General features: G+C 73.1%; 16 protein-coding genes. 6 read left to right on the forward strand and 10 right to left on the reverse strand.

All coding sequences use genetic code 11. The features are described from left to right. Window positions 1-24 precede the first annotated feature (24 nt). Together B9W62_RS17995 and B9W62_RS18000 are read right to left on the reverse strand one after the other, a co-directional pair. Entirely contained in the window at window positions 25-1,539 is a 1,515-nt protein-coding gene (locus tag B9W62_RS17995; RefSeq protein WP_087808096.1) for a potassium/proton antiporter, read from the reverse strand. A 135-nt stretch (window positions 1,540-1,674) separates the two neighbouring features. Beyond that, window positions 1,675-1,965 (reverse strand): DUF3040 domain-containing protein, encoded by a 291-nt coding sequence (locus B9W62_RS18000; RefSeq protein WP_087808097.1) that lies wholly within the window; start codon window positions 1,963-1,965, stop codon window positions 1,675-1,677. A gap of 315 nt (window positions 1,966-2,280) precedes the next feature. Between B9W62_RS18000 and B9W62_RS18005 the strand changes: the two genes are divergently transcribed. After that, entirely contained in the window at window positions 2,281-2,568 is a 288-nt protein-coding gene (locus B9W62_RS18005) for a zinc-ribbon domain-containing protein (protein WP_087808098.1), read from the forward strand. 272 nt (window positions 2,569-2,840) lie between these two features. Further along, window positions 2,841-3,887, forward strand: coding sequence for a PucR family transcriptional regulator (locus B9W62_RS18010; protein WP_087811967.1), 1,047 nt, complete (start codon window positions 2,841-2,843; stop codon window positions 3,885-3,887). Between the two features lie 30 nt (window positions 3,888-3,917). Here B9W62_RS18010 and B9W62_RS18015 read toward each other — a convergent pair whose 3' ends face one another. Further along, window positions 3,918-5,456 (reverse strand): SPFH domain-containing protein, encoded by a 1,539-nt coding sequence (locus B9W62_RS18015; protein WP_256976471.1) that lies wholly within the window; start codon window positions 5,454-5,456, stop codon window positions 3,918-3,920. Between the two features lie 108 nt (window positions 5,457-5,564). Beyond that, entirely contained in the window at window positions 5,565-6,074 is a 510-nt protein-coding gene (locus tag B9W62_RS18020) for a hypothetical protein (protein WP_087808100.1), read from the reverse strand. 233 nt (window positions 6,075-6,307) lie between these two features. Between B9W62_RS18020 and B9W62_RS18025 the strand changes: the two genes are divergently transcribed. After that, window positions 6,308-8,191: an NAD-binding protein gene (locus B9W62_RS18025; RefSeq protein ID WP_087808101.1), complete on the forward strand. Its 1,884-nt coding sequence runs from the start codon at window positions 6,308-6,310 to the stop codon at window positions 8,189-8,191. Between the two features lie 258 nt (window positions 8,192-8,449). Here the strand turns inward: B9W62_RS18025 and B9W62_RS18030 are convergent, their stop codons facing one another. Further along, the gene (locus B9W62_RS18030) at window positions 8,450-10,279 is read right to left on the reverse strand and encodes a S9 family peptidase (RefSeq protein ID WP_373433740.1); all 1,830 of its coding nucleotides are present in this window, start codon (window positions 10,277-10,279) and stop codon (window positions 8,450-8,452) included. 223 nt (window positions 10,280-10,502) lie between these two features. Here B9W62_RS18030 and B9W62_RS18035 point away from each other — a divergent pair, with 223 nt between their 5' ends. Next, window positions 10,503-11,393, forward strand: coding sequence for an SURF1 family protein (locus tag B9W62_RS18035; RefSeq protein ID WP_179235542.1), 891 nt, complete (start codon window positions 10,503-10,505; stop codon window positions 11,391-11,393). 47 nt (window positions 11,394-11,440) lie between these two features. On the opposite strand, the gene B9W62_RS18040 is transcribed toward B9W62_RS18035, so the two are convergent. From B9W62_RS18040 to B9W62_RS18055, 4 genes are all read right to left on the reverse strand, one after another. Then, on the reverse strand, window positions 11,441-12,616 hold the full coding sequence (locus tag B9W62_RS18040; RefSeq protein ID WP_256976472.1) for a hypothetical protein: 1,176 nt from the start codon (window positions 12,614-12,616) through the stop codon (window positions 11,441-11,443). A gap of 284 nt (window positions 12,617-12,900) precedes the next feature. After that, window positions 12,901-13,587: a SigE family RNA polymerase sigma factor gene (locus tag B9W62_RS18045; RefSeq protein ID WP_179235543.1), complete on the reverse strand. Its 687-nt coding sequence runs from the start codon at window positions 13,585-13,587 to the stop codon at window positions 12,901-12,903. A 385-nt stretch (window positions 13,588-13,972) separates the two neighbouring features. Next, window positions 13,973-15,061 (reverse strand): aspartate-semialdehyde dehydrogenase, encoded by a 1,089-nt coding sequence (locus B9W62_RS18050; protein ID WP_087808105.1) that lies wholly within the window; start codon window positions 15,059-15,061, stop codon window positions 13,973-13,975. Next, entirely contained in the window at window positions 15,061-16,338 is a 1,278-nt protein-coding gene (locus B9W62_RS18055) for an aspartate kinase (RefSeq protein ID WP_061443392.1), read from the reverse strand. Before B9W62_RS18055 ends, B9W62_RS18050 begins: the two co-directional genes overlap by 1 nt. A gap of 308 nt (window positions 16,339-16,646) precedes the next feature. Here B9W62_RS18055 and B9W62_RS18060 point away from each other — a divergent pair, with 308 nt between their 5' ends. Together B9W62_RS18060 and B9W62_RS18065 are read left to right on the forward strand one after the other, a co-directional pair. After that, on the forward strand, window positions 16,647-18,869 hold the full coding sequence (locus B9W62_RS18060; RefSeq protein ID WP_087808106.1) for an FG-GAP repeat domain-containing protein: 2,223 nt from the start codon (window positions 16,647-16,649) through the stop codon (window positions 18,867-18,869). Between the two features lie 78 nt (window positions 18,870-18,947). Beyond that, window positions 18,948-19,580 carry an ankyrin repeat domain-containing protein gene (locus tag B9W62_RS18065; protein ID WP_087808107.1) on the forward strand — a complete coding sequence of 211 codons (633 nt, stop codon included), beginning with the start codon at window positions 18,948-18,950 and terminating at the stop codon, window positions 19,578-19,580. Between the two features lie 27 nt (window positions 19,581-19,607). Here the strand turns inward: B9W62_RS18065 and B9W62_RS18070 are convergent, their stop codons facing one another. Next, window positions 19,608-20,843 carry an MFS transporter gene (locus B9W62_RS18070; protein ID WP_087808108.1) on the reverse strand — a complete coding sequence of 412 codons (1,236 nt, stop codon included), beginning with the start codon at window positions 20,841-20,843 and terminating at the stop codon, window positions 19,608-19,610. Window positions 20,844-20,857: the final 14 nt, after the last annotated feature.

Raw genomic sequence — 20,857 nt, forward strand, 5'->3', positions numbered from 1 at the left:
TCACATCCTCATGCCCGCAAACCCTCACGCGTCGGCGTGCTCCGACTCCGGGGCGCCGTGCTCGCCCAGCCAGCGGGCCAGTCTGCCGCGGCGGCCGATGGCCCGCAGTCGGCGTTCCGCCGCCTCCCGGACCCGGGGCGTGGTGATGAGCAGCAGTTCGTCACCGGCGCGCAGCACGGTGTCGCGGTCGGGTACGAGGCTGGTGTCGCCGCGGACGACCAGGGTGACGACCGTCGGGTGCGGCAGCCGCAGCTCGAAGACGGTGACGCCGTGCAGGCGCGAACCCGGCGGGACGGACACGGTGAGCAGGTCGGCGTCCAGCAGGTCGAGCGGCGCGGTCTCGACCTGGATCTCGCGCAGCGCGTCCGGACGGGTCACCCTCGTCCACCGGGCGACGGCGGGCAGCGTCGGCCCCTGGAGCAGGGTGAACAGGACGACGAGGACGAACACGATGTTCAGGGCGTCGCGCGCACCGGTCACCCCGGCCACGACCGGGAAGGTCGTGAGCACGATGGGGACCGCGCCGCGCAGACCGGCCCAGGAGATGAAGACCTGCTCGCGCCAGGGCACCCGGAACGGCAGCAGGCACAGCAGCACCGAGACGGGCCGGGCGAGCAGGAGCAGGACCAGGCCGACGACGAGGGCCGGGAGGACGGCGCCGGGCAGTTCGGACGGGTCGACGAGCAGGCCGAGCATGACGAACAGCCCGATCTGGGCCAGCCAGCCGACGCCCTCGGCGAAGGAGCGGGTGGCCGCGCGGTGCGGCAGCTTGGCGTTGCCGAGGACGAGGCCGGAGAGGTAGGCGGCGATGATGCCGCTGGCGCCCAGCGCTCCGGCCGCGGCGAAGGCGATGACACCGAAACCGACCGTGGCCAGCGGGTACAGCCCGGTCGCGGGCAGGGCGATGTGCCGCAGTGCCGCGACGCCCAGCCACCCGACGGCCACGCCGAGGACGCCGCCGACCACGAGCTGGAAGAGGAGGTTGCCCACGACGGGGAGCGGTCCCGGCAGCTCGGCGGTGGTGGAGAAGAGCAGGACCAGGATGATGGTGGGCGCGTCGTTGAAGCCGGACTCGGCCTCCACCAGCACGCTCACCTTGCGCGGCAGCGGCAGGGCGCGCAGTACCGCGAAGACGGCGGCGGCGTCGGTGGAGGAGACGATCGCGCCGATCAGCAGGGCCAGCCGCCAGTCGATCCCCAGCAGCCAGTGCGCGCCCGCCGCGGTCACCACCACGGAGATCGCCACGCCCACCGTGGCGAGCACGCCGGCGGGGGCGAGCAGGCGCCGTACGTCGCGCCAGCGGGTGGTCAGACCGCCCTCGACGAGGATGAGCGCGAGGGCGGCGGCGCCCAGTGCCTGGGCCAGCTGGGCGTCGTCGAACCGCAGGCCGAGACCGTCCTCGCCGGCGACGAGGCCGACGCACAGGAACAGCAGCAGGCTCGGCAGCCCGACGCGGTGCGCGGCGCGGGCGGCGGCGATGCTGGCCAGCAGCACCGTGCCGCCGATCAGCAGCATCACGTACAGCTCGGACAGGGTCATCGGGCAGGCTCCGGGCCACGGGCGGTCGCGGACACGGTCGAGGTCCTCTTCCCAAGCACAGTCCCATGCACAGTCCCGTACGCGGTCGCGGTCCCCCGGACAGTCCCGCCCACGGTCGGGCCCCGTCCGCCGGGGTCAGGTCCCGGGCGGCGGGCTCCGGGTGCCGCGCTCGCGCCGGTGCGGGTCGAAGAGTTCACCGGCGACCCCGGCGAAGACCAGCCCGGCGGCGATGAGCAGGCCGTGGGCCAGGAACATGCCGGTGGCCAGCGCGCCCAGGGCGGCAGCGAGCAGCAGCCAGGCCCGGTGGTACCGGTACTCGCGCGGGCGGCGGGGGCGACCGTCGGCGAAGGCCCTGGCGAACTGTGGGTCCTCGCGGTGCAGCCGGGACTCGATCTCGGTGAGCCTGCGGTCTTCGGGTACGGGCATGGGGTCCTCCTCCCGACGCGGAGCCCTGGGCGGGCGACGCGGTCAGCGGGGCGGGCCATGTGCTCTCCTTGCGGGGTGGGGCATCACGATCGATCACACCGGGACGGAGCGGCCGGGTAAGGGGAGTGGGCTCCAGAGTCGCCCGCACGGGCCCGTCGTGGCCATCCGGGGCGGCACCCAAAAGGGGCAGCGTGCGACCTGTAGGCGTGCGGCCTGTAGGGGCCCGGAATCTGTGACCTGTAGGGGCCCGGGATCTGCGAGAGGATCGAGGTGTCCTGCGCGTTCGCAGGGGGCCGACCGGGAAGGACCCAGCTCGTGATCATCTTCGGCACCAAGGGATACCTCTACCAGCTCGCGATACTGACGCTGGTGTGCGGCCAGTGCGGCAATCCCGCCGCGCACACGCTCAGGAAGCGCGTCACAAAGTTCACGCTGTTCTTCGTGCCGCTGTTCCCCTTCTCCACGAAGTACACGACCCAGTGCACGTTCTGCGGCGCCGAGCAGCAGGTGACCAGGGAACAGGCGGAGCAGCTCCAGGCGCAGGAGACCGGCGGTCAGGCGTACGGGCCGTCGGGGCAGCAGCAGCCGTATCAGCGGCCGTAGTGGCCAGGGCGGCACCGCGCGAGCGGACAGGCCCGGCCCTGGAACGGACACGACCGGACCGGCGGCGGAGGGTAGCTTCTGCGCCCTCCCCGCGCGTTGCCGGTTTCCGGCAGTGTTGACTACCCTCACGTTGCCGGACACCGCGCACCGGGCGTGAACGGCAGGGGAGGCGCGGGGTGACGGACCTGCAGACGGACCAGCGGCCGACGGACCAGGGACGGACGGACCAGCGGCGGACGGACCAAGGGCCGACGGACCAGCGGGAGACGTACCTGACCGGGTACGCCGAGATCCTGGCCGGGGTCGCCGACACCGGGCGCCGGCTGACCCGCGACGAGCTGGAGGAGCGGCGGCTCTTCGGTGAGCAGGCCGCGGAGGCCGGACACAGTCTGCGCAGTCTCGTACGGCTGCACCTGGACGCCACGCGCACGTCCTGGCCGGGCGGCGCGTCGACGGGCTCCGGCGCGGACGCCACCGGCACCGTCCTCGCCGCCGTCGCCCAGGCCGTGGACGCCTTCGCGGAGGGCTACGAACGCGCGCAGCGGCTCGCCGTACGCCAGGAGGAGGCCGCACGGCGGGAGTTCATCGACGACCTGCTCTACGGGCGCAGCGATCTCGGCCGCCTCGCGGAACGGGCCGAGCGCTTCGGACTCGTCCTCTCCCACGCCCATGCCGTCGCGGTGGCCGAGGGGCCGGAGGCGTACGACGACACCGCCCCGGTCACCCGGATCGTGGAGACGGCACTCATCTCCCGCTTCGGCGACCGGCGGGTGCTGATCACCACCAAGAACGGGCAGTTGATCTGTATCGCGCCCGGCGACCAGGACGACGTCCTGTCCTTCTTCGCCAAGCAGGCGTACGCCGCCACGGACGGCAACAGGGTCGCCATCGGGCGCCCGCAGAGCGGCGCGGGCGGGGTGGTGCACAGCTACGAGGAGGCGCTCAGCACCCTCGAACTCGCCGACCGGCTGGGCATCGAGGAGCCGGTGGTGCGCGCCGCCGACATGCTGGTCTACCCGGTCCTCGCCCGCGACCGGCAGGCGATGGCCGACCTGGTGCTGAGCGTGCTGGGGCCGCTGCGCGAGGCCCGCGGCGGCGCCGAGCCGCTGCTGCGGACCCTGGAGGTGTACTTCGACGCCGGCTGCACCGCGGCCGAGGCCGCCCGGCGGCTGACGCTGAGCGTGCGGGCGCTGACCTACCGGCTGGACCGCATCCACCAGCTGACCGGGGCGGACGCCTCCGACCCGGTGCACCGCTACACGTTGCAGACCGCGGTCATCGGCGCCCGGCTGCTGGGCTGGCCCGCCCAGGAGATCTGAGCGGGCCAGACCCTTCGCCCCCGCCTCGGGTCAGCCGGTGATCTCGACCTTGCCGTTGCGCTGGTCGGGGCCGGTCCCGGGGCCGGGCTGCGGCTCCTCGGCGCCCTTCGCCGTGAGGTTCTTCAGCAGGGCGGCCAGGTCGACGCCCGTGGTGGAGCCGAGCAGTTCCATACCCTGGGCCACGTTGTCGGCGACCGTGCGGGACAGGCGGCTCGCGCCGTCCGTGGAGATGACGGTCATCTTGTCCACGGCCGACAGCGGCTCGGACGCCTTGGCGACCACCTGCGGCAGCGCCTCGACCAGCATCTGGATCACGGCCGCGTCGCCGTACCGCTCGAAGGCGTCGGCCTTCTTCTCCATCGCCTCGGCCTCGGCCGCGCCCTTGGCACCGATCGCGGCGGCCTCCGCCTCACCCTCCAGCCGTACGGCCTCGGCGATGGCCGCACGCCGGGACCGCTCGGCCTCACCCTGCTTGAGGCCCTCGACGGCCTCCGCCTCGGCCAGCGCGCTGCGCCGCTGCTTCTCGCCCTCACCGGTGAGCCGGGCCCGCTCGGCCTCGGCCTGGGCGCCCGCGATCTCGGCGGCGCGCTCGGCCTCCGCCTGCTTCACCCGCGCCACCCGGCGCCCCTCGGCCTCCTGCTCGGCCTCGTACCGCTTGGCGTCGGCGGGCTTGCGGACCTCGGTGTCGAGCTGGCGGTCCTTCAGCGCGGCCTGCCGCTCGGCGACCTTCTCCTGCTCGGCGAGGATGTCCTGCTGGCGGGCGGCCTCGGCGAGCGGCCCCGCGGCGTTGGCGCGGGCGGCGGCCTGGTCGGTCTCGGCCTTGATCTCGGCCTGCTTCAGGTAGAGGGTCCGCTGCGCGACCGCGATCTCCTCCTCCGCCTTCAGCCGCGCCTGCTCGGCCGCGCGCCGGGCCACCGCCTCGGCGATGTCGGCCTCCTGCTTGGCCCGCGCCGCCTCGGGGCGGCCGAGGTCCTCCAGGTAGGAGCCCTCGGTGGTGATGTCCTGGATCTGGAAGGCGTCGAGCACCAGACCCTGCCCGGACAGGCTCGCCTCCGCCTCCTCGGCGACCTGGCCGGCGAACGCGGCGCGGTCCCGGATGACGTCCTCCACGGACATCCGGCCGACGATCGCGCGCAACGCGCCGGACAGCACCTCCTGGGTGAAGCCGACGATGCCGTCCTGCTGCATCAGGAACCGCTGCGCGGCGGCGCGGATCGCGTCCTCGGTGCCGCCGACCTTGACGATGGCGACGCCTTCGAGGTTGGCCTTCACCCCGCGCAGCGTCACCGCGCCGCGCACCGCGACCGGGATGTGCCGCGAGGAGAGGTCGAGGGTGAACCGCTGCTGCACGAAGGGGACGACGAATACGCCGCCGCCGACCACGACCTTCTGGCCGCTGTTGTCGGTGAAGACGCGGCCCGTCTCCGGATCGGTGGACTTCTTGCCGCGCCGCCCCGTGACGATGAACGCCTGGCTCGGACCGGCCACCTTGTACCGGCTGACCACCACCAGCGCGAGCAGCACCAGGAGTACGACGACCCCCAGCACCGCGATGACAACAGGACTCATGGCAACGCCCCCGAATCACAGAGAGGTACGGACGAACGGGAAAAGCAGGAAGAAAAGCAAGAACAAGAACTAGGGCAGGGTCCTCAGCAGGGGCCCGGGGGAAGGCGGTCAGCGGTCCACCGGGCGGACCACGACCGACGTCCCCGTCGGCACCGCCTCGACCCACACCTCGGCGCCCCGCGCCACCGGCACCGCGCTGCGCGCCGCACACTTCAGCGGCTGGCCGGCCAGCCGGAGCAGGACCTCGCCGTAGCCGTCCGCCGGGATGGCGGTCACGACCTTGCCGGACGTGCCGAGGAGGTCGTCGGTACGGGGCGTGACGGCCGTCTGGTCGCGCATGAGGGCGCGGCTGAAGCGGTACGTCAGCCAGCCGGCCCCCACTCCGGCGACCGCGCCGACCCCGGCGGCGCCCGCGGGACCGGTCCATCCGGTGCCGAGGGCGATGGCGCCGGCGAAGCCGGTCATCGCCGTGAACCCGGCGACGACCGGCAGCGACAGCCACCCCTCCAGGAGGCCGTCCAGCGCTCCCCCGAACGCGCCTTCCAGCACTCCGTCGAAGACCAGCGACAGGGCGAGCAGCACGACCCCCGTGATACCCAGCCCGAGAAACCAGGCCATGCGTGCCGTCCCCCTCCCGCCCGTCGCTGAGCTTCGGTGACATGAAGGTTCACACATGGCGCGTCCGCAGGTCATTGCCGTGTTCCGGCAATCTTTACGCGTCTTTAATGCCGCCCTCGGCCCGCACCGGGGCTCCAGGAACCGCGGGTGGTACCTGTACCGTCCTTCTCTTGATGGGGACTCATACGGGGAGCGTTCCGAACCAGGTTCCGCAGGGCGACGGGTACGCGCCCATGGTGGTGTGCGGCGACGACGGGCTGGCCCACCGGCTGGCCGCCGAACTGCGCGGTGTCTACCGCGAACAGGTCACACTCGTCGTCCCGCCCTCCGGCCGCCGGGTGCGTCAGCCGGTGGTCGGACGGGCCCGCGCCGCCTCCGCGGCCCTGCGCGACATGGTCACCGCGGCGGTCAACCGGACGGGCAACGGCGATCCGGGCGGCGCCGGCCGCGAACTGGAGGCCACCGAACCGACCGAGGACGTGCTCGCGGACGCCGGAGTCGAGCGGGCCACCGCGCTGGCGCTGGTGTACGACGACGACGAGACCAACATCCGCGCCGCCCTGACCGCGCGACGGCTCAACCCCCGTCTGCGGCTGGTCCTGCGCCTGTACAACCGGCGTCTGGGCCAGCACATCGAGGAACTCCTCGACCAGAGCGCCGCGTTGGCCTCCGGCGGCGGTCCCGGCTCCGGGTCCGGCTCCACGACGGTGCTGTCCGACGCCGACACGGCCGCGCCCGCGCTGGCGGCCACCGCTCTCGTCGGCACCAGCAAGGTCGTCGAGACGGACGGCCTGCTGCTGCGCGCCGTGGAACGCAATCCGCCCCGGCCCGGCGAGGTGGCCGACCCGGGGCTGTGCACGCTCGCGCTGCTGTCGGCGACGAGCAACGACCCGGCCGGTGCGGACGGTTCGGAGGACAGCGGCGAGAACGGTCCGCAGCTGCTGCCCGACGCGGCGGCGGTGGAGGCGGCCACCGGACGCGGGACCGTGGTCCTGGAGCAGGTGTCGTACTCCGGGCCCCCGCTGCCCGCCGGGCGGGCCGGCGTGCCCGCCTTCGGGGAGCTGTTCTCTCGGCGGCTGCGGTGGTCGCTGGCCGGTCTGGCGGCATGCGTGGTCGCGCTCGCCGTGGCGCTGATGGTGGTCACCGGAGACCATCCGCTGCACGCGACGTACGTGACGCTGCTCGACCTGTTCTCCATCAACGAGCCCGCGCACAACGCCGACATCGGGCGGCAGATCCTCCAGCTGCTGTCCGGCTTCGTCGGACTACTGCTGCTGCCCGTCCTGCTGGCGGCCGTACTGGAGGCGCTCGGGACCTTCCGCAGCGCGTCGGCACTGCGCAAGCCGCCGCGCGGGCTCGGCGGGCATGTCGTCCTGCTGGGACTCGGCAAGATCGGCACGCGCGTGCTGACCCGGCTGCGGGAGATGGACATCCCCGTGGTGTGCGTCGAGGCCGATCCCGAGGCGCGCGGCATGGCGACGGCGCGACGGCTGCGGGTGCCGGTGGTGCTCGGGGACGTCACGCAGGAGGGCGTGCTGGAGGCCGCCAAGATCCACCGTGCGCACTCGTTGCTGGCGCTGACCAGCGTGGACACCACCAACCTGGAGGCGGTGCTGTACGCCCGGTCCGTACGGTCGCGGCTGCGGGTGGTGCTGCGCCTGTACGACGACGACTTCGCGACCGCCGTGTACCGGACCCTGCGCGCAGCGCACCCCCGCGCGCTCACCCGGAGCCGGAGCGTGACGCACCTGGCGGCGCCGTCCTTCGCCGGGGCGATGATGGGCCGCCAGATCCTCGGGGCGATCCCCGTGGAGCGGCGGGTGCTGCTGTTCGCGGCGGTGCGGGTGGCGGGGCATCCGCAGTTGGAGGGGAAGACGGTCGGGGAGGCGTTCCGGGCGGGGGCGTGGCGGGTGCTGGCGCTCGAGGTCTCCGAGGGTGAGCGGGTCGAGGGTGGTGCGCCGGAGGGGGCGCGGGAGGGGGCGCGGGAGTCGCGGTTGGTGTGGGAGCTGCCCGACACGTATGTCCTGCGGGGCTCGGATCGGGTGGTGCTGGCGGCGACGCGGAGGGGGCTGGCGGAGTTGCTGGGGCGGCGGGCCCGGCGGTCGGCGGACGTGTAGGGGCGCCGCCCCTACGACCCCGCCAGGGGGCGCCGCCCCCTGGACCCCCGGCCTATGCCCACCCACCACCCGACTCGGTCGGCCGAGAAGCCGGCCAAGAGCCCGGCCCGGGAGCGCGACTCGGTCGGCCAACAAGCCGCCCCCGAAGCCCCCACTCGGTCGGCCAACAAGCCGGCCCCGAAGCCCCACTCGGTCGGCCGACAAGCCGCCCCGGAAGCCGGCTCGGTTGGGCGAGGAGGGGGCCGGGTCGGGGAGGTGCTACGGCTTCGGGAGGTTTCTGCTCGCGAAGTCCAGTTCCAGGCGCACCTGCTTGATGCGTTCGTCGACGACCAGGGAACCGTGGCCCGCGTCGTAGCGGTAGACCTCGTGGACGGCGCCCCTGGCCTCCAGGCGCTCGACGTAGTTCTCGACCTGGCGGATCGGGCAGCGCGGGTCGTTGACGCCCGCCGAGATGTACACCGGGGCCTTGACCTGGTCAACGTAGGTCAGCGGGGAGGACGCCTCGAAGCGCTCGGGGACCTCCTCGGGGGTGCCGCCCAGCAGGGTGCGGTCGAGGGCCTTCAGTCCCTCCATCTCGTCGTGGTACGCGGTGACGTAGTCGCCGACCGGCACGGCCGCGATGCCCAGCGTCCAGGCCTCGGGCTGGGTGCCGATGCCGAGGAGGGTGAGGTACCCGCCCCAGGAGCCGCCGGTGAGGATCAGGCGCTCGGGGTCGGCGAGGCCCGAGGTGACCGCCCATTCCCGCACCGCCGCGATGTCCTCCAGCTCGATGAGGCCCACCCGGTGCTTGAGGGCGTCGGTCCAGGCGCGGCCGTACCCGGTGGAGCCCCGGTAGTTGACCCGGACCACCGCGTACCCGTGGTCGACCCAGGCGGCCGGGCCCGCGGCGAAGGAGTCGCTGTCGTGCCAGGTCGGGCCGCCGTGGATGTCGAAGACCGTCGGGAGCGGACCGGCCGCCCCGGCCGGCTTCTGGACCAGGGCGTGGATGCGGCCTCCCGGCCCCTCCACCCACACGTCCTCCACCGGGACCGAGCGGGGCGACTTCAGGCCGGGCGGGTCGAGGACGACGCGGCCGGTGGTGGAGCGGACGGCCGACGGCTCGGCGGCCGAGGACCACAGGTACTCCACGCTGCCGTCCGGGCGGGCCGTGGCCCCGGAGACGGTGCCGGCCGGGGTGTCGATCTCGGTCAGGCCGCGCTCGGCGAAGTCGTAGCGGAACAGCTCGCTGCGGGCCTCGAAGCCGTGCACGATCAGCAGGGCGGACCCGTCCGGGTACCACTCCGCGCTCACGTCGCCCGGCAGCTCCAGCGCGAGGTCGGTCTGCTCCCCGGTCGCCACGTCCCACACCAGGGGCTCCCAGCGGCCCCGGCGCTGGTGGCCGATGAGCAGCCGGGTGTCGCCGTCGACCGGCGCGAAGCCCAGGACCTCCAGGCCCAGCTCCCGCTCACCGCCCTCGGTGTCGTCCAGCTCGGCGACCGTGCCGCCGTCGGGGCGCAGGACGCGCAGCGCCGAGTGCATGGCGTCGCCGTGCTCGGTGTGCTCGATGGCGATCAGGGAGCCGTCGTGGGAGAGGTCGCCGACGCCCGCGGACTCGCGGTGCCGGTAGATCTCCACCGGGGCGCCGCCGTCCCGGCGCGCGAGGTGGATGGTCGTACCGTCCTCGTCCGTGGAGCGGCCGATCACCGCCGTGCGGCCGTCCCGGCCGAGGGCGAGGCCCGCCGGGTAGGAGGGGTCGAGGCCCGGCACGGCCTCCTCGTCCGCGCCGCCCGCGAAGGGCTGACGGCGCCAGACGCCGAACTCGTCGCCGTCCTTGTCGTCGAACCACCAGATCCACTCGCCGTCGGGCGCGAGCACCCCGTCGGTCGTGCCGTTGGGCCGGTCGGTGACCTGGCGCTGCTCGCCGCTCGACCGGTCCCAGGCGTACAGCTCGTACGTCCCCGTCGCGTTCGACACGAACAGGGAGCGGTCCGGGGCGTCCTCGGCCCAGTCGGGCAGCGACACCCTCGGCGCCCGGAACCGCTTCTCCCAGTCCGGCGCCCGCTCGTCCCGCGGCTGCCGCCCGTCCGCGGCCCGCCCGTCCATGTCCATGTCCACGTCCACGGCCGCATCCACGGCGGCATCCATGTCCGGCGGAACGGACCCGTTGCTCTCAGTCATGGCCCCATACTGCCCCGACCGGGCGACAACGCGCAGAAGAGATCCCCAGCCTGTGGACAACCTCCACCGTCCGTGCGCCGCTCCCCCGTCCCGCCCCTCGTTTTCCACAGCCCCGCGGCGGGGTCCCCGGGGCGCGCACCGTACCGTGGAGGGCGTGTACCGGTTTCTGCTGACGCCCCGATGGTGGGGGATCAACGTCTTCGTCGTCCTGGCCATCCCCTTCTGCATCTTCATGGGTTCCTGGCAGCTCGGCCGGTTCGAGGACCGGGTGCAGGACCACGAGACCGCCACCACCGAGCACGAGTCCACCCGCCGGGAAGCGGCGCGCCCGCTGGCCGAGCTGCTGCCCGTGGACAAGGCGACGGTCGGCGAGCAGACCACCGTGACCGGCCGGTACGACGATCAGCTCCTGGTCCCGGAGCGGAAGCTGGACGACCGGGAGGGCTTCTACGTCCTCACCCTCCTGCGCACCGACGGCGGCGAGGCCCTGCCGGTCGTGCGGGGCTGGCTGCCCGGCGAACCCGACCCGGCGAAGGCCCCGGCCCCGCCCACCGGCGAGGTCACCGTCACCGGCGCGCTCCAGGCCGCCGAGTCCCCCGGCGGCAACGGCGTCAGCGGCCGTTCCGGCTGGCCCGCCGGGCAGACCGGCGCGATCAGCGCGGCGACGCTGCTGAACCTGGTGCCGTACGACGTGTACGACGCGTGGGTCACGCTGAACGACGGCGACTCCGGGATGCGGGCCGTGCCGGTCAGCGCGCCGCAGAACACGGGGCTCGACCTGAAGGCCTTCCAGAACCTCGGCTACACCGGCGAGTGGTTCGCCTTCGTCGGCTTCGTGATCTTCATGTGGTTCCGCCTGCTGCGTCGCGAGGCCGAACTCGCCCGCGACGCCGAGCTGGGCCTGGTCACGCGGGACGCGGAGGACACAGGGGACGCGGACGACACAGGGGACGCAGGGGACGCGGAGAAGGCCGAGAACGCAGCGGACGCGGAAGACGCAGGGGACGCGGCGAGCAAGGGCGCGAGGGCCGGGCTCGTCTCCTGACCGCGGGCTCCCCGCCCCGGGGCTGTGCCGGGCTGCCCGCCCCGGGGCTACGCCCCCGCGCCGGAGTCCGCCAGCAGCCCCGTCCAGTACACGGTCCCCACGCACGCGTTGGACACCGTGGCCGTCGCCGAGCCGGAACCGCCCTGCGGGGAGTAGGTGACCGACACGCTTCCCTCGGCCGGACCGTCCTCGGTGATCAGCTGGGCCGTGGGCCCGGCCTCGCCACCGCTGCCACCGCCGCCGCCACCGGCGGAGGCACCGCCCGCGGCGGTCGTGTCCCCGGTGGGCGAGGGGTCGGGCGAGGGCCCGCCGGTGCTGCCCCCGTCGGTGCCGCCGGTGGTGGGACAGGTCTCGGAGGGCACCCAGGCGAACTGCACCTCGTACGCGGCGCCCGGCGCCAGGGTCAGCGAGGCGGCCTCCAGCGACGGGTCGGGCAGTCCGGCCGCGGCGTCCCCGGCGGCGTGCCGTGCGGTGCCGACCCGGCCGGCGTCCGCCGCGCCCAGCGAGGCGGTGACCACGCTGCCGGGCCCGGTGACGGTACAGCCGCCGGAGGAGACGTTGGTGACCCGGAAGGATCCGTAGACCACGCCCGTGGAGTCGGGGGCCGCGCTGCTGGCGACGGCCGGGCCGAGCGACCCGGGTCCGCAGGCGGGGACGTCGGCGGGGCTGCTGGCGCTGGGCACGCCCGAGGGAGCCGAGCCCGTCGCGGCGCCGGACTCCTTGCCGCCGGGCGTCTCCTTGGGGTCGGCCTTGTCCTTGCCCTTGGCGGTGTCCCCGGAACCGGCGATGCCGCTCTGGCCGCCGGCCGGGTCCTTGCCCTGGGAGGCGCCGCCCTGGGCCTGCGAGGCGTTGCCCGCGACGGACGGGTCGGCTCCCGGGCCTGCGGAGTTGGAGACGTGCACGAGGGCCGGGACCGCCGTGCCGAGGAAGAGGGCGGCGGCCGCGACGCCGACGACCGCCTGGCGCTTGCGGGCACGCCGGGCGGGCACCGCGCGCCGCAGGTGCTCCAGGGTGCCGTCGCTCGGCTCCATCTCGCCGACCGCCCGCTGCATCATCGCGCGCAGGACGGCCTCGTCGGTGGCGGACCCCTCGTCGGTGGCGGACCCCTCGTCGGTGACGGGTCGGTCGCCGGTGACGGGTCGGTCGCCGGTGGCGAGTCCGTCGGCCCCCGGATCTTCGGGGCCCTGTGCGGCGGGGCCCTGTGCGGCGGGGCCGTGGTTCACAGTTCCGTTCCCAGCGTGCGTGTGCTTCTGCTGTTCTCGCCCGGCCGGTCCGGCGGGCGCGTCATGCCCTTGACGGGCGTCCGGTCGCGCGACGTGCCCCTCACGGGCGTCCGGCGGCGGGCCGTGGCCCTCGCGGGCATCCGGTGGCGGATCGAGCCCTTCACGATCCTGCCCCTCGCGGGCATCGGGACCCGGATCGAGCCCTTCCCGATCCTGGCCCTGGCGGGCGTCCGGGCGCGGGCCGTGCTCCTCACGGGCGTCCGGTCGCGCGTCGTTGGCGTCGCTCATGCCGGGGCCTCCATGGCCACCCTGAGCGCCGCGATCCCGCGCGACCCGTACGCCTTGACCGAGCCCAGCGATATGCCGAGCGTCTCGGCGACCTGGGCCTCCGTCATGTCGGCGAAGTAGCGCAGGACCAGCACCTCGCGCTGCCGGCGCTGGAGTCCCTTCATCGCCTTGATCAGGGAGTCCCGCTCCAGCTGGTCGTAGGCGCCCTCCTCCGCGCTCGCCATGTCGGGCATGGGCTTGGAGAGGAGCTTGAGGCCGAGGATGCGGCGGCGCAGCGCCGAGCGCGAGAGGTTGACGACCGTCTGGCGCAGGTACGCCAGGGTCTTCTCCGGCTCGCGGACGCGTTTGCGCGCCGAGTGCACCCGGATGAAGGCCTCCTGGACCACGTCCTCGCAGGAGGCCGTGTCGTCGAGGAGGAGCGCGGCGAGGCCGAGCAGCGAGCGGTAGTGCGCCCGGTAGGTCTCGGTGAGGTGGTCGACGGTGGTACCCGCCGCCGCCACGTCCTCTTCCGCGCCGTCGCGCTGGTTCGATATGCGGGCCGGCCGCGCTGCGGGCATGGGCGCGATCACCGGCATGCCACCGGCCGGGCCGGCCACACGGGGACGGACGGACCGGACGGGAGGGACGGGCGGGCGCAGTGCCGCGCCCCGTGCCCCTGCGGTGAATTCGAGAACCTCTGCCACGCCAGTTGGACACGTCCGACCCCGTGAGGGTTGTACGTGCCGGGCGTCACGTTCCCGTGTCCGTCGGACAGCCGTCTGGGCGGCCACCCGGCTGACGGTGCGTCATAGGCCCTCATCGTCCGCTCTTCCCCTGTGTCCCGTGTGAACGGGCGTCCCCACGCCCGTCGTCGGCGTCCCCACGCCGACCCGCGCCCCGCGCCCCGGATGGGTGACCGCAAAGACGCCCCCGCCGCTCGCGCGGTTGCGGAGGGCGGGGAAGGAAATCTTCCGACGGCACGGGTGTCCGGTACAAGTAGTCCGGACCAACTTCCGGATCACATCTCGCCCATGGATTCTACAAACGAAACCCACAGCGGCCGGGGGCTTTTGCCTCGCTGATCCCGGTTCAGCCGAACTCGGCCGCGACGAGTTCCGCGATCTGTGCCGTGTTCAGGGCGGCACCCTTGCGCAGATTGTCCCCGCACACGAAGAGTTCCAGGGCGGTCGGATCGTCCAGGGCCCGGCGCACCCGGCCGACCCAGGTCGGGTCGGTGCCGACGGCGTCGGCGGGTGTCGGGAACTCCCCCGCGGCCGGGTTGTCGAAGAGGACGACGCCCGGCGCGGTGGCCAGGATCTCCCGGGCCCCCTGGACGGTGACGTCGCTCTCGAAGCGGGCGTGGACGGTCAGCGAGTGCGTGGTGACCACGGGGACCCGTACGCAGGTCACGGCGACCGGCAGCCGCGGCAGGCCGAGGATCTTGCGGGACTCGTCCCGCACCTTCATCTCCTCCGAGGACCAGCCGTCCTCCCGCAGTGAACCGGCCCACGGTACGACGTTCAGCGCGACCGGCTCCGGGAACGGCCCGGTGTCGTCGCCGACGGCCCGCCGTACGTCGCCGGGGTGGGTCCCCAGCTCCGTCCCGGCCACCAGGGACAGCTGCCGGCGCAGCGTGTCCACGCCGTCCCGTCCGGCGCCGCTGACCGCCTGGTACGAGGAGACGACCAGCTCGCGCAGCCCGAACTCGGCGTGCAGCGCGCCCAGCGCCACGATCATGGACAGTGTCGTGCAGTTCGGGTTGGCGACGATGCCGCGGGGCCGCATCCGCACCGCGTGCGAATTGACCTCGGGCACGACGAGGGGCACGTCGGGGTCCATCCGGAACGCGCCGGAGTTGTCGACCACCACCACGCCCTTGGCGGCGGCGACGGGCGCCCACTGGGCGGCGATCTCGTCGGGTACGTCGAACATGGCGACGTCGACCCCGTCGAAGGCCTCTTCGCCCAGCGCGACGACCTCGACCTCCTCACCCCGCACGGCCAGCTTGCGGCCGGCCGAGCGCGGCGAGGCGATCAGGCGGATGTCGCCCCAGACGTCCGCGTGCTGGGACAGGATCTGGAGCATGACCGAGCCGACGGCGCCGGTCGCGCCCACGACGGCGAGCGTGGGCCGACCGGTACGGCCGCCGTCCCGGCCGGTGTCTTGCCTGGCGGACATCAGCGCCCGGTGCCCCCGTAGACCACGGCCTCGTCACGGTCGGAGTCGAGTCCGAAGGCGGTGTGCACGGCGCGCACGGCCTCGTTCACGTCGTCCTTGCGGGTGACGACCGAGATGCGGATCTCGGAGGTCGAGATCAGCTCGATGTTCACCCCGGCGTCGGAGAGCGCGGTGAAGAAGTCGGCGGTGACGCCGGGGTTGCTCTTCATGCCCGCGCCGACCAGGGAGATCTTGCCGATCTGGTCGTCGTAGCGCAGGGAGTCGAAGCCGATGCCCGGCCGGTTCTTCTCCAGGGCGTCGATGGCCTTGCGGCCCTCGGTCTTCGGCAGCGTGAAGGAGATGTCCGTCAGGCCGGTGGAGGCGGCGGACACGTTCTGCACGACCATGTCGATGTTGACCTGGGCGTCGGCGATGGCGCGGAAGATCGCGGCCGCCTCGCCCGGCTTGTCGGGCACCCCGACGACCGTGACCTTGGCCTCGGAGGTGTCGTGCGCGACTCCGGAGATGAGGGCCTGCTCCACGTGCTTTTCCCCTTGCTTGATCGGCTCGCTGCTGACCCACGTGCCCTGGAGTCCGCTGAAGCTGGACCGCACGTGGATCGGGATGTTGTACCGGCGGGCGTACTCCACGCAACGGTGGAGCAGCACCTTGGAGCCGGAGGCAGCGAGCTCCAGCATGTCCTCGAAGGAGATCCAGTCGATCTTCTTCGCCTTCGGCACCACGCGCGGGTCGGCGGTGAACACGCCGTCGACGTCCGTGTAGATCTCGCAGACGTCCGCGTCGAGCGCGGCGGCGAGGGCGACGGCCGTGGTGTCGGACCCGCCGCGGCCCAGCGTGGTGATGTCCTTGCTGTCCTGGCTGACGCCCTGGAAGCCGGCCACGATGGCGACGTTGCCCTCGTCGACCGAGGTGCGGATGCGCCCCGGCGTGACGTCGATGATCCGGGCCTTGTTGTGGACCGAGTCGGTGATGACTCCGGCCTGGCTGCCGGTGAACGACTGGGCCTCGTGGCCCAGGTTTTTGATCGCCATGGCCAGCAGCGCCATGGAGATACGCTCTCCGGCGGTCAGCAGCATGTCGAGTTCGCGCCCGGCAGGGATCGGGGAAACCTGCTCGGCGAGATCGATCAGCTCGTCCGTCGTGTCGCCCATCGCGGAAACGACGGCGACCACCTGGTTGCCGTTCTTCTTCGCTTCCACGATCCGCTTGGCGACGCGCTTGATGCCCTCGGCATCGGCTACGGAGGAGCCTCCGTACTTCTGCACGACAAGGCCCACGTGCGCTCCTCGCTCAATCCGTCTCTTTCCGCACGTACGTATATGTACTGCGGTCGGCTCATTTTACCGAGCGTCCGGATTTCCCCCCTGCGGTATCGCATGGTGAGACTTCCGGGCCGCCCACTGTTCGGGGTGGCTCATGCCCATCGGGGCGCGGGTCACTCGGGAAAGTGCGGTGTGTCACACGTTCACAAGTGGCTTCCCGCCACGTGGAAAGCCGGGTTGGTTGAACGTGCAACCCTTGGGGCCGGTGGTGAGTCTGAGGGCTGTGGCGCGCGGTGCGTCACGCCTTGGGGAGGAACACCGCCTTGTCTCACGCACGCCCGGCCGGCCGCCGGCTCGCGGCCGCCGTCACCGTCGTTCTCGCCGTCACGGCCGGTCTGACCGGGACGCCCGGTCCGGCCCAGGCCGCCCCTCCGGCCCAGGCCGCCCCTCCGGCCCAGGCCGCGTCGACGGCCGGGCTGGCGGAGGCCGAGTCCGTCGCCGCGTTCCCGGCCGGCCACGCGATCGACGGGGTGACCGCATCGGGCTATCTGACCAGGGGGCCCGCCCCGGCCTCGGCGCACTCGTGGGTCCGGGCATCGGACGGTGCCGTGACCGCGCTGCCGGACGGCATGTCCGCGGCCGCCACCGGTGCGGGCGATCTGCTGGCGATGAGCACCGGCGCCGAGGCCTGGCTCCAGGACGCACCCACCGGCGGACAGGTCTTCAAGGTCCGGTTCGAGGACGGCGGAGGCACCGGCGCCTACGCGGGCGCCGCCGGGCGGGCGCTGTTCAGCACGGCGGCCAGGGCCGAGGGGGGCATCGACGTGCGCATGCACACCGAGGGCGACGTGACCGCGACGGTGACCAGTCTTCCCCGTGGCTACCACGCCGTTTCCGTCAGCCCGGGCACGTCCGCACACGCCGTGCTCACCTACCGGGCCCCCACGGAATCCGGCCTCTACGAGTACCGCTGGGCCCTGGTCGACCTCGCCACCGGCACCCTCGCGGAAACCGGCGTGCGCAAGGACATCGGCTTGGAGGGCATCGCCGTCTCCGCGACCCATGTCGCGTGGATCGAGCACAGCTCCACGGAGATGAGCGCGGTGGTCCGCACGCGCGCGACCGGCGAAACGCGCCGGATCCCCTTGGGCGACCAGTGGACCGGCACCCTGAGGTTCGGCCTCCAGGGCGACCAGCTGATCTACGGACTGCCCGGTGGCCTCACCGCCAAGGCCCCCAAACCGCTGTTCGCCCTGACGGCCTACAACCTGACGACGGGCGCCAGGACCAAGCTCCTGGACCACGTCACCTCGTCCGCACTCTCGCCGGACGGTGTCCTCTACGCCCGCGGCGGCACCGTGGCCCACGGCGAGGGCCTCTACCGCGTCGATCCGGGCACGGGCGGTGGGGCTGCGCCGAGCGCGTCGCTGGTCGCGAGCACGGGTGAACCGACGAGCCTGGCCCTGGTCGGCCACGACATCCCCGAGGTGATCGATCTCAGCCGCGGCGGCGGACGGCGACTGACGTGGACCCTCTCCCGGAGCAACGCGGACATCACGGCCACCCTGCGCCACGTTCGCACCGGGAAGACGGAGGAGCTCCAGTTCAGCCTGCCCACGTCACCGGAGTTCACTTCGGGATGGGGCGGAGGTCTGAACGACTCACAACTCACCGCGTACAACGGTGACTACGTGTGGGAGATGTCCGCGAGCCCGCTCAACGGCATCGGCCCGACCCTGACCGCCTCCGGCACCTTCAAGGTCGTCAGGTCACCCGCAGCTCCGCACGACTTCAACGACAACGGAACCCCCGACCTCCTGGCCCGGGACGCTTCCGGCCGTCTGTGGCGCTCGGACTCGCGCGGCGCGAGCCTCGAAGGGGAGAACGAGCTCGTCGGCGGCGGCTGGAACACGTACGACCGGATCGAGGCGACCGGCGACATCGGCGGCGCCCCGACCGGCGACCTGGTCGCCCGCGACAAGGACGGCGTCCTCTGGCTCTACCTCGGCGAGGGCGACGGCACCTTCGCTACCCGCAGCCGCGTCGGCGGCGGCTGGGGCGGCTACGACCAGATCGCCGCGGGCAGCGACCTCACCAACGACGGCAGGCCCGACCTCCTGGCCACCGACAAGAGCGGCGTCCTCTGGCTCTACGCGGGCACCGGCGACTGGCGGGCACCCTTCACCAGCCGCACCCGGGTCGGCGGGGGCTGGAACACGTACGACCAGCTCACCGCAACCGGCGACATCGGCGGCGCCGCCGCCGGCGACCTGGTCGCCCGCGACAAGGACGGCGTCCTCTGGCTCTACCTCGGCAAGGGCGACGGCACCTTCGCGTCCCGCACCCGGATCGGTACCGGCTGGGACATCCACCGGGACACCGTCGGCATCGGCGACGCCGACGGAGACGGGCACCCCGACCTGTTCGCGTACACGGACTACGGCTCCTACTACTACCCCGGCACAGGGGACTGGCGTGCGCCCTTCGGCACCCGTGGGAACGGGAGCCTCCCGGTCATGGACCCGGCCCCCACCTCTCTGGCATGACCGTCCGGCCCGGAACCGCCCCCGCCGTACCCGGTCCGCCGGCTCCGTGAGGGGCTCCGAGTCGAGGACGATGCCGACATGACGAGACCCACGAAGAAGGCGCCCGCGCCGCGTTCCAACGCGTTGCCGCGGGCGGCTCGGGACGGGGACGCGGCCGGAGTGGTCCGGCTGCTGGACGCCGGGGTGCCCGTGGACGCCCTCGACGACGACGCGCGCACGGCGCTGGACCTGGCCGCCCAGGAGAACCACGCCGACGTCGTGCGGGTACTGCTGGCGGCCGGGGCGGACACGGCGGCGCACGCCGGGCCGTACCACGACCTGACCCCGCTGACCTGCGCGGCGATGGTCGGGAGCACGGATGCCGTCGCGGCGCTGCTGGACGCCGGGGTGTCCATGGGGGCGCAGGACCGGATCCCGTACACGCCGCTGATGCTGGCCGCGGGCGACAACCATCCCGAGACCGTCGCCCTGTTGATCGACCGGGGGGCCGATCTGGAGGACCGGTCCATGAGGGGGCGGACGGCGCTCGAATGGGCGGCCTGCCGCGGGTCCGTCGAGTCGGTGGCCGTGCTGCTGGAGCGGGGGGCCGAGGCCACGGACACGGCCCTGCGCTGCGCGCTGCGGCACTCCGGCCGGGGTGAGGAGGAGCGGGAGCGCTACGGGCGGGTCGTCACGGCGCTGCGTCACGCGCGTGCCCGGGCGGCCGGGTGAGGTGAGGCCGTCCGGCCTCCCTTCCGCTCATCGGGCGGTGGGGGCCGTGGGGGCGAGGTCGTCCTCGGGCGTGTCGGTCCGACGCTTCGCCTCCCGGCCCGTAGCCAGCCGCAGCAGCAGCGAGGCCGCGGCCAGGGTCACGCCGAACCAGAGGACGCTCGTGACACCGGCATGGTCGACGAACAGGCCGCCGAAGAGCGCGCCGAGCGCGATGCAGGTGTTGTACGCCATGGTGTTGAGCGACATGGCGGCTTCGAAGGTCTGCGGCGCGGAGGCGAGCGTCATGTTGATCTGGGCCAGCTGCACGGCGCCGAAGGAGAGTCCCCACAGGACCAGTGCGACCACGGCGCCGGGTTCGCCGTTCCCGGCGAAGCGCAGCAGCGACAGGGCCACCAGGAGCCCTGCGAGACCGACTACGAAGGTGCCGCGCAGGCTCTTGTTCACCGTGTGTCCGGCGATGAAGTTACCGGCGGCGCCGCCGGCACCGAAGATGATCAGGACGGTGGTGACGAAGCCGGACGACGCGTCCGCGGTGTCCTCCAGGTAGGGGCGCACGAACGTGTAGGCGCCGAAGTGGCCGAGCACGAAGAAGACGACCATGAACAGCACCGTGCGCAACTGCCCGTTCTCGACCGGCAGTCGGAAGACCTCGCGGACGGACACCGCGTTCCGCGACGGCACCGACGGGATGAGGGCCGCGACCGCGGCCAGGACGAGCACGCTGAGCCCGGCCCAGATGCCGAAGGTGGTCCGCCAGTCCGTCCGCGCCTCGATGACGGTGCCGAGGGGGATGCCGACGACCGTGGCCATGGAGATGCCGGACATCACCACCGCGGCGGCCCGGTTCGCGTGCCGTTCGGGCACGATGCGCATGGCCATGCTCACGCCGATGGCCCAGAAGACCCCGCTGGCGAAGCCCATGCAGAGCCGGGTGCCGAGGATCAGCGGGTAGTTCGGTGAGACGGCGGTGACGAGGTTGCCCAGGGCGAGCACCGCGAGCAGTGCGGTCAGCAGCGGGCGCCGGTCGACCCGTCTGGTCCAGGCGACGATGAACGGTACGCCGAGACCGGCCGCGACCCCCTGTGCGGTGACCATGAGGCCGGCGACGCCGACGGAGATGTCCAGGTCCTCGCTCAGCGGAGTGAGCAGACCCACGGGCATCAGTTCCGTGGTCAGGAAGACGAAGAGACTCGCCGTGATGGCGGCGACGCCCAGCCATCCCCTCCGGGACGAGGGCGAACTCTCCTGTAAACGTGCGGACATGGGAACTCTCCAGC

The sequence above is a fragment of the Streptomyces sp. CS113 genome, from assembly GCF_002188365.1.
GTDB classification, from domain to species: Bacteria; Actinomycetota; Actinomycetes; order Streptomycetales; family Streptomycetaceae; genus Streptomyces; species Streptomyces tendae.

Excerpts from the sequence above, each read along its gene's own strand:
- B9W62_RS18015 (WP_256976471.1), bottom strand. The coding sequence starts at position 5,456 with ATGAGTCCTGTTGTCATCGCGGTGCTGGGGGTCGTCGTACTCCTGGTG.
- B9W62_RS18020 (WP_087808100.1), bottom strand. The coding sequence starts at position 6,074 with ATGGCCTGGTTTCTCGGGCTGGGTATCACGGGGGTCGTGCTGCTCGCC.
- B9W62_RS18000 (WP_087808097.1), bottom strand. The coding sequence starts at position 1,965 with ATGCCCGTACCCGAAGACCGCAGGCTCACCGAGATCGAGTCCCGGCTG.
- B9W62_RS18065 (WP_087808107.1), top strand. The coding sequence starts at position 18,948 with ATGACGAGACCCACGAAGAAGGCGCCCGCGCCGCGTTCCAACGCGTTG.
- B9W62_RS17995 (WP_087808096.1), bottom strand. The coding sequence starts at position 1,539 with ATGACCCTGTCCGAGCTGTACGTGATGCTGCTGATCGGCGGCACGGTG.
- B9W62_RS18030 (WP_373433740.1), bottom strand. The coding sequence starts at position 10,279 with ATGGACATGGACGGGCGGGCCGCGGACGGGCGGCAGCCGCGGGACGAG.
- B9W62_RS18025 (WP_087808101.1), top strand. The coding sequence starts at position 6,308 with ATGGTGGTGTGCGGCGACGACGGGCTGGCCCACCGGCTGGCCGCCGAA.
- B9W62_RS18050 (WP_087808105.1), bottom strand. The coding sequence starts at position 15,061 with ATGTCCGCCAGGCAAGACACCGGCCGGGACGGCGGCCGTACCGGTCGG.
- B9W62_RS18070 (WP_087808108.1), bottom strand. The coding sequence starts at position 20,843 with ATGTCCGCACGTTTACAGGAGAGTTCGCCCTCGTCCCGGAGGGGATGG.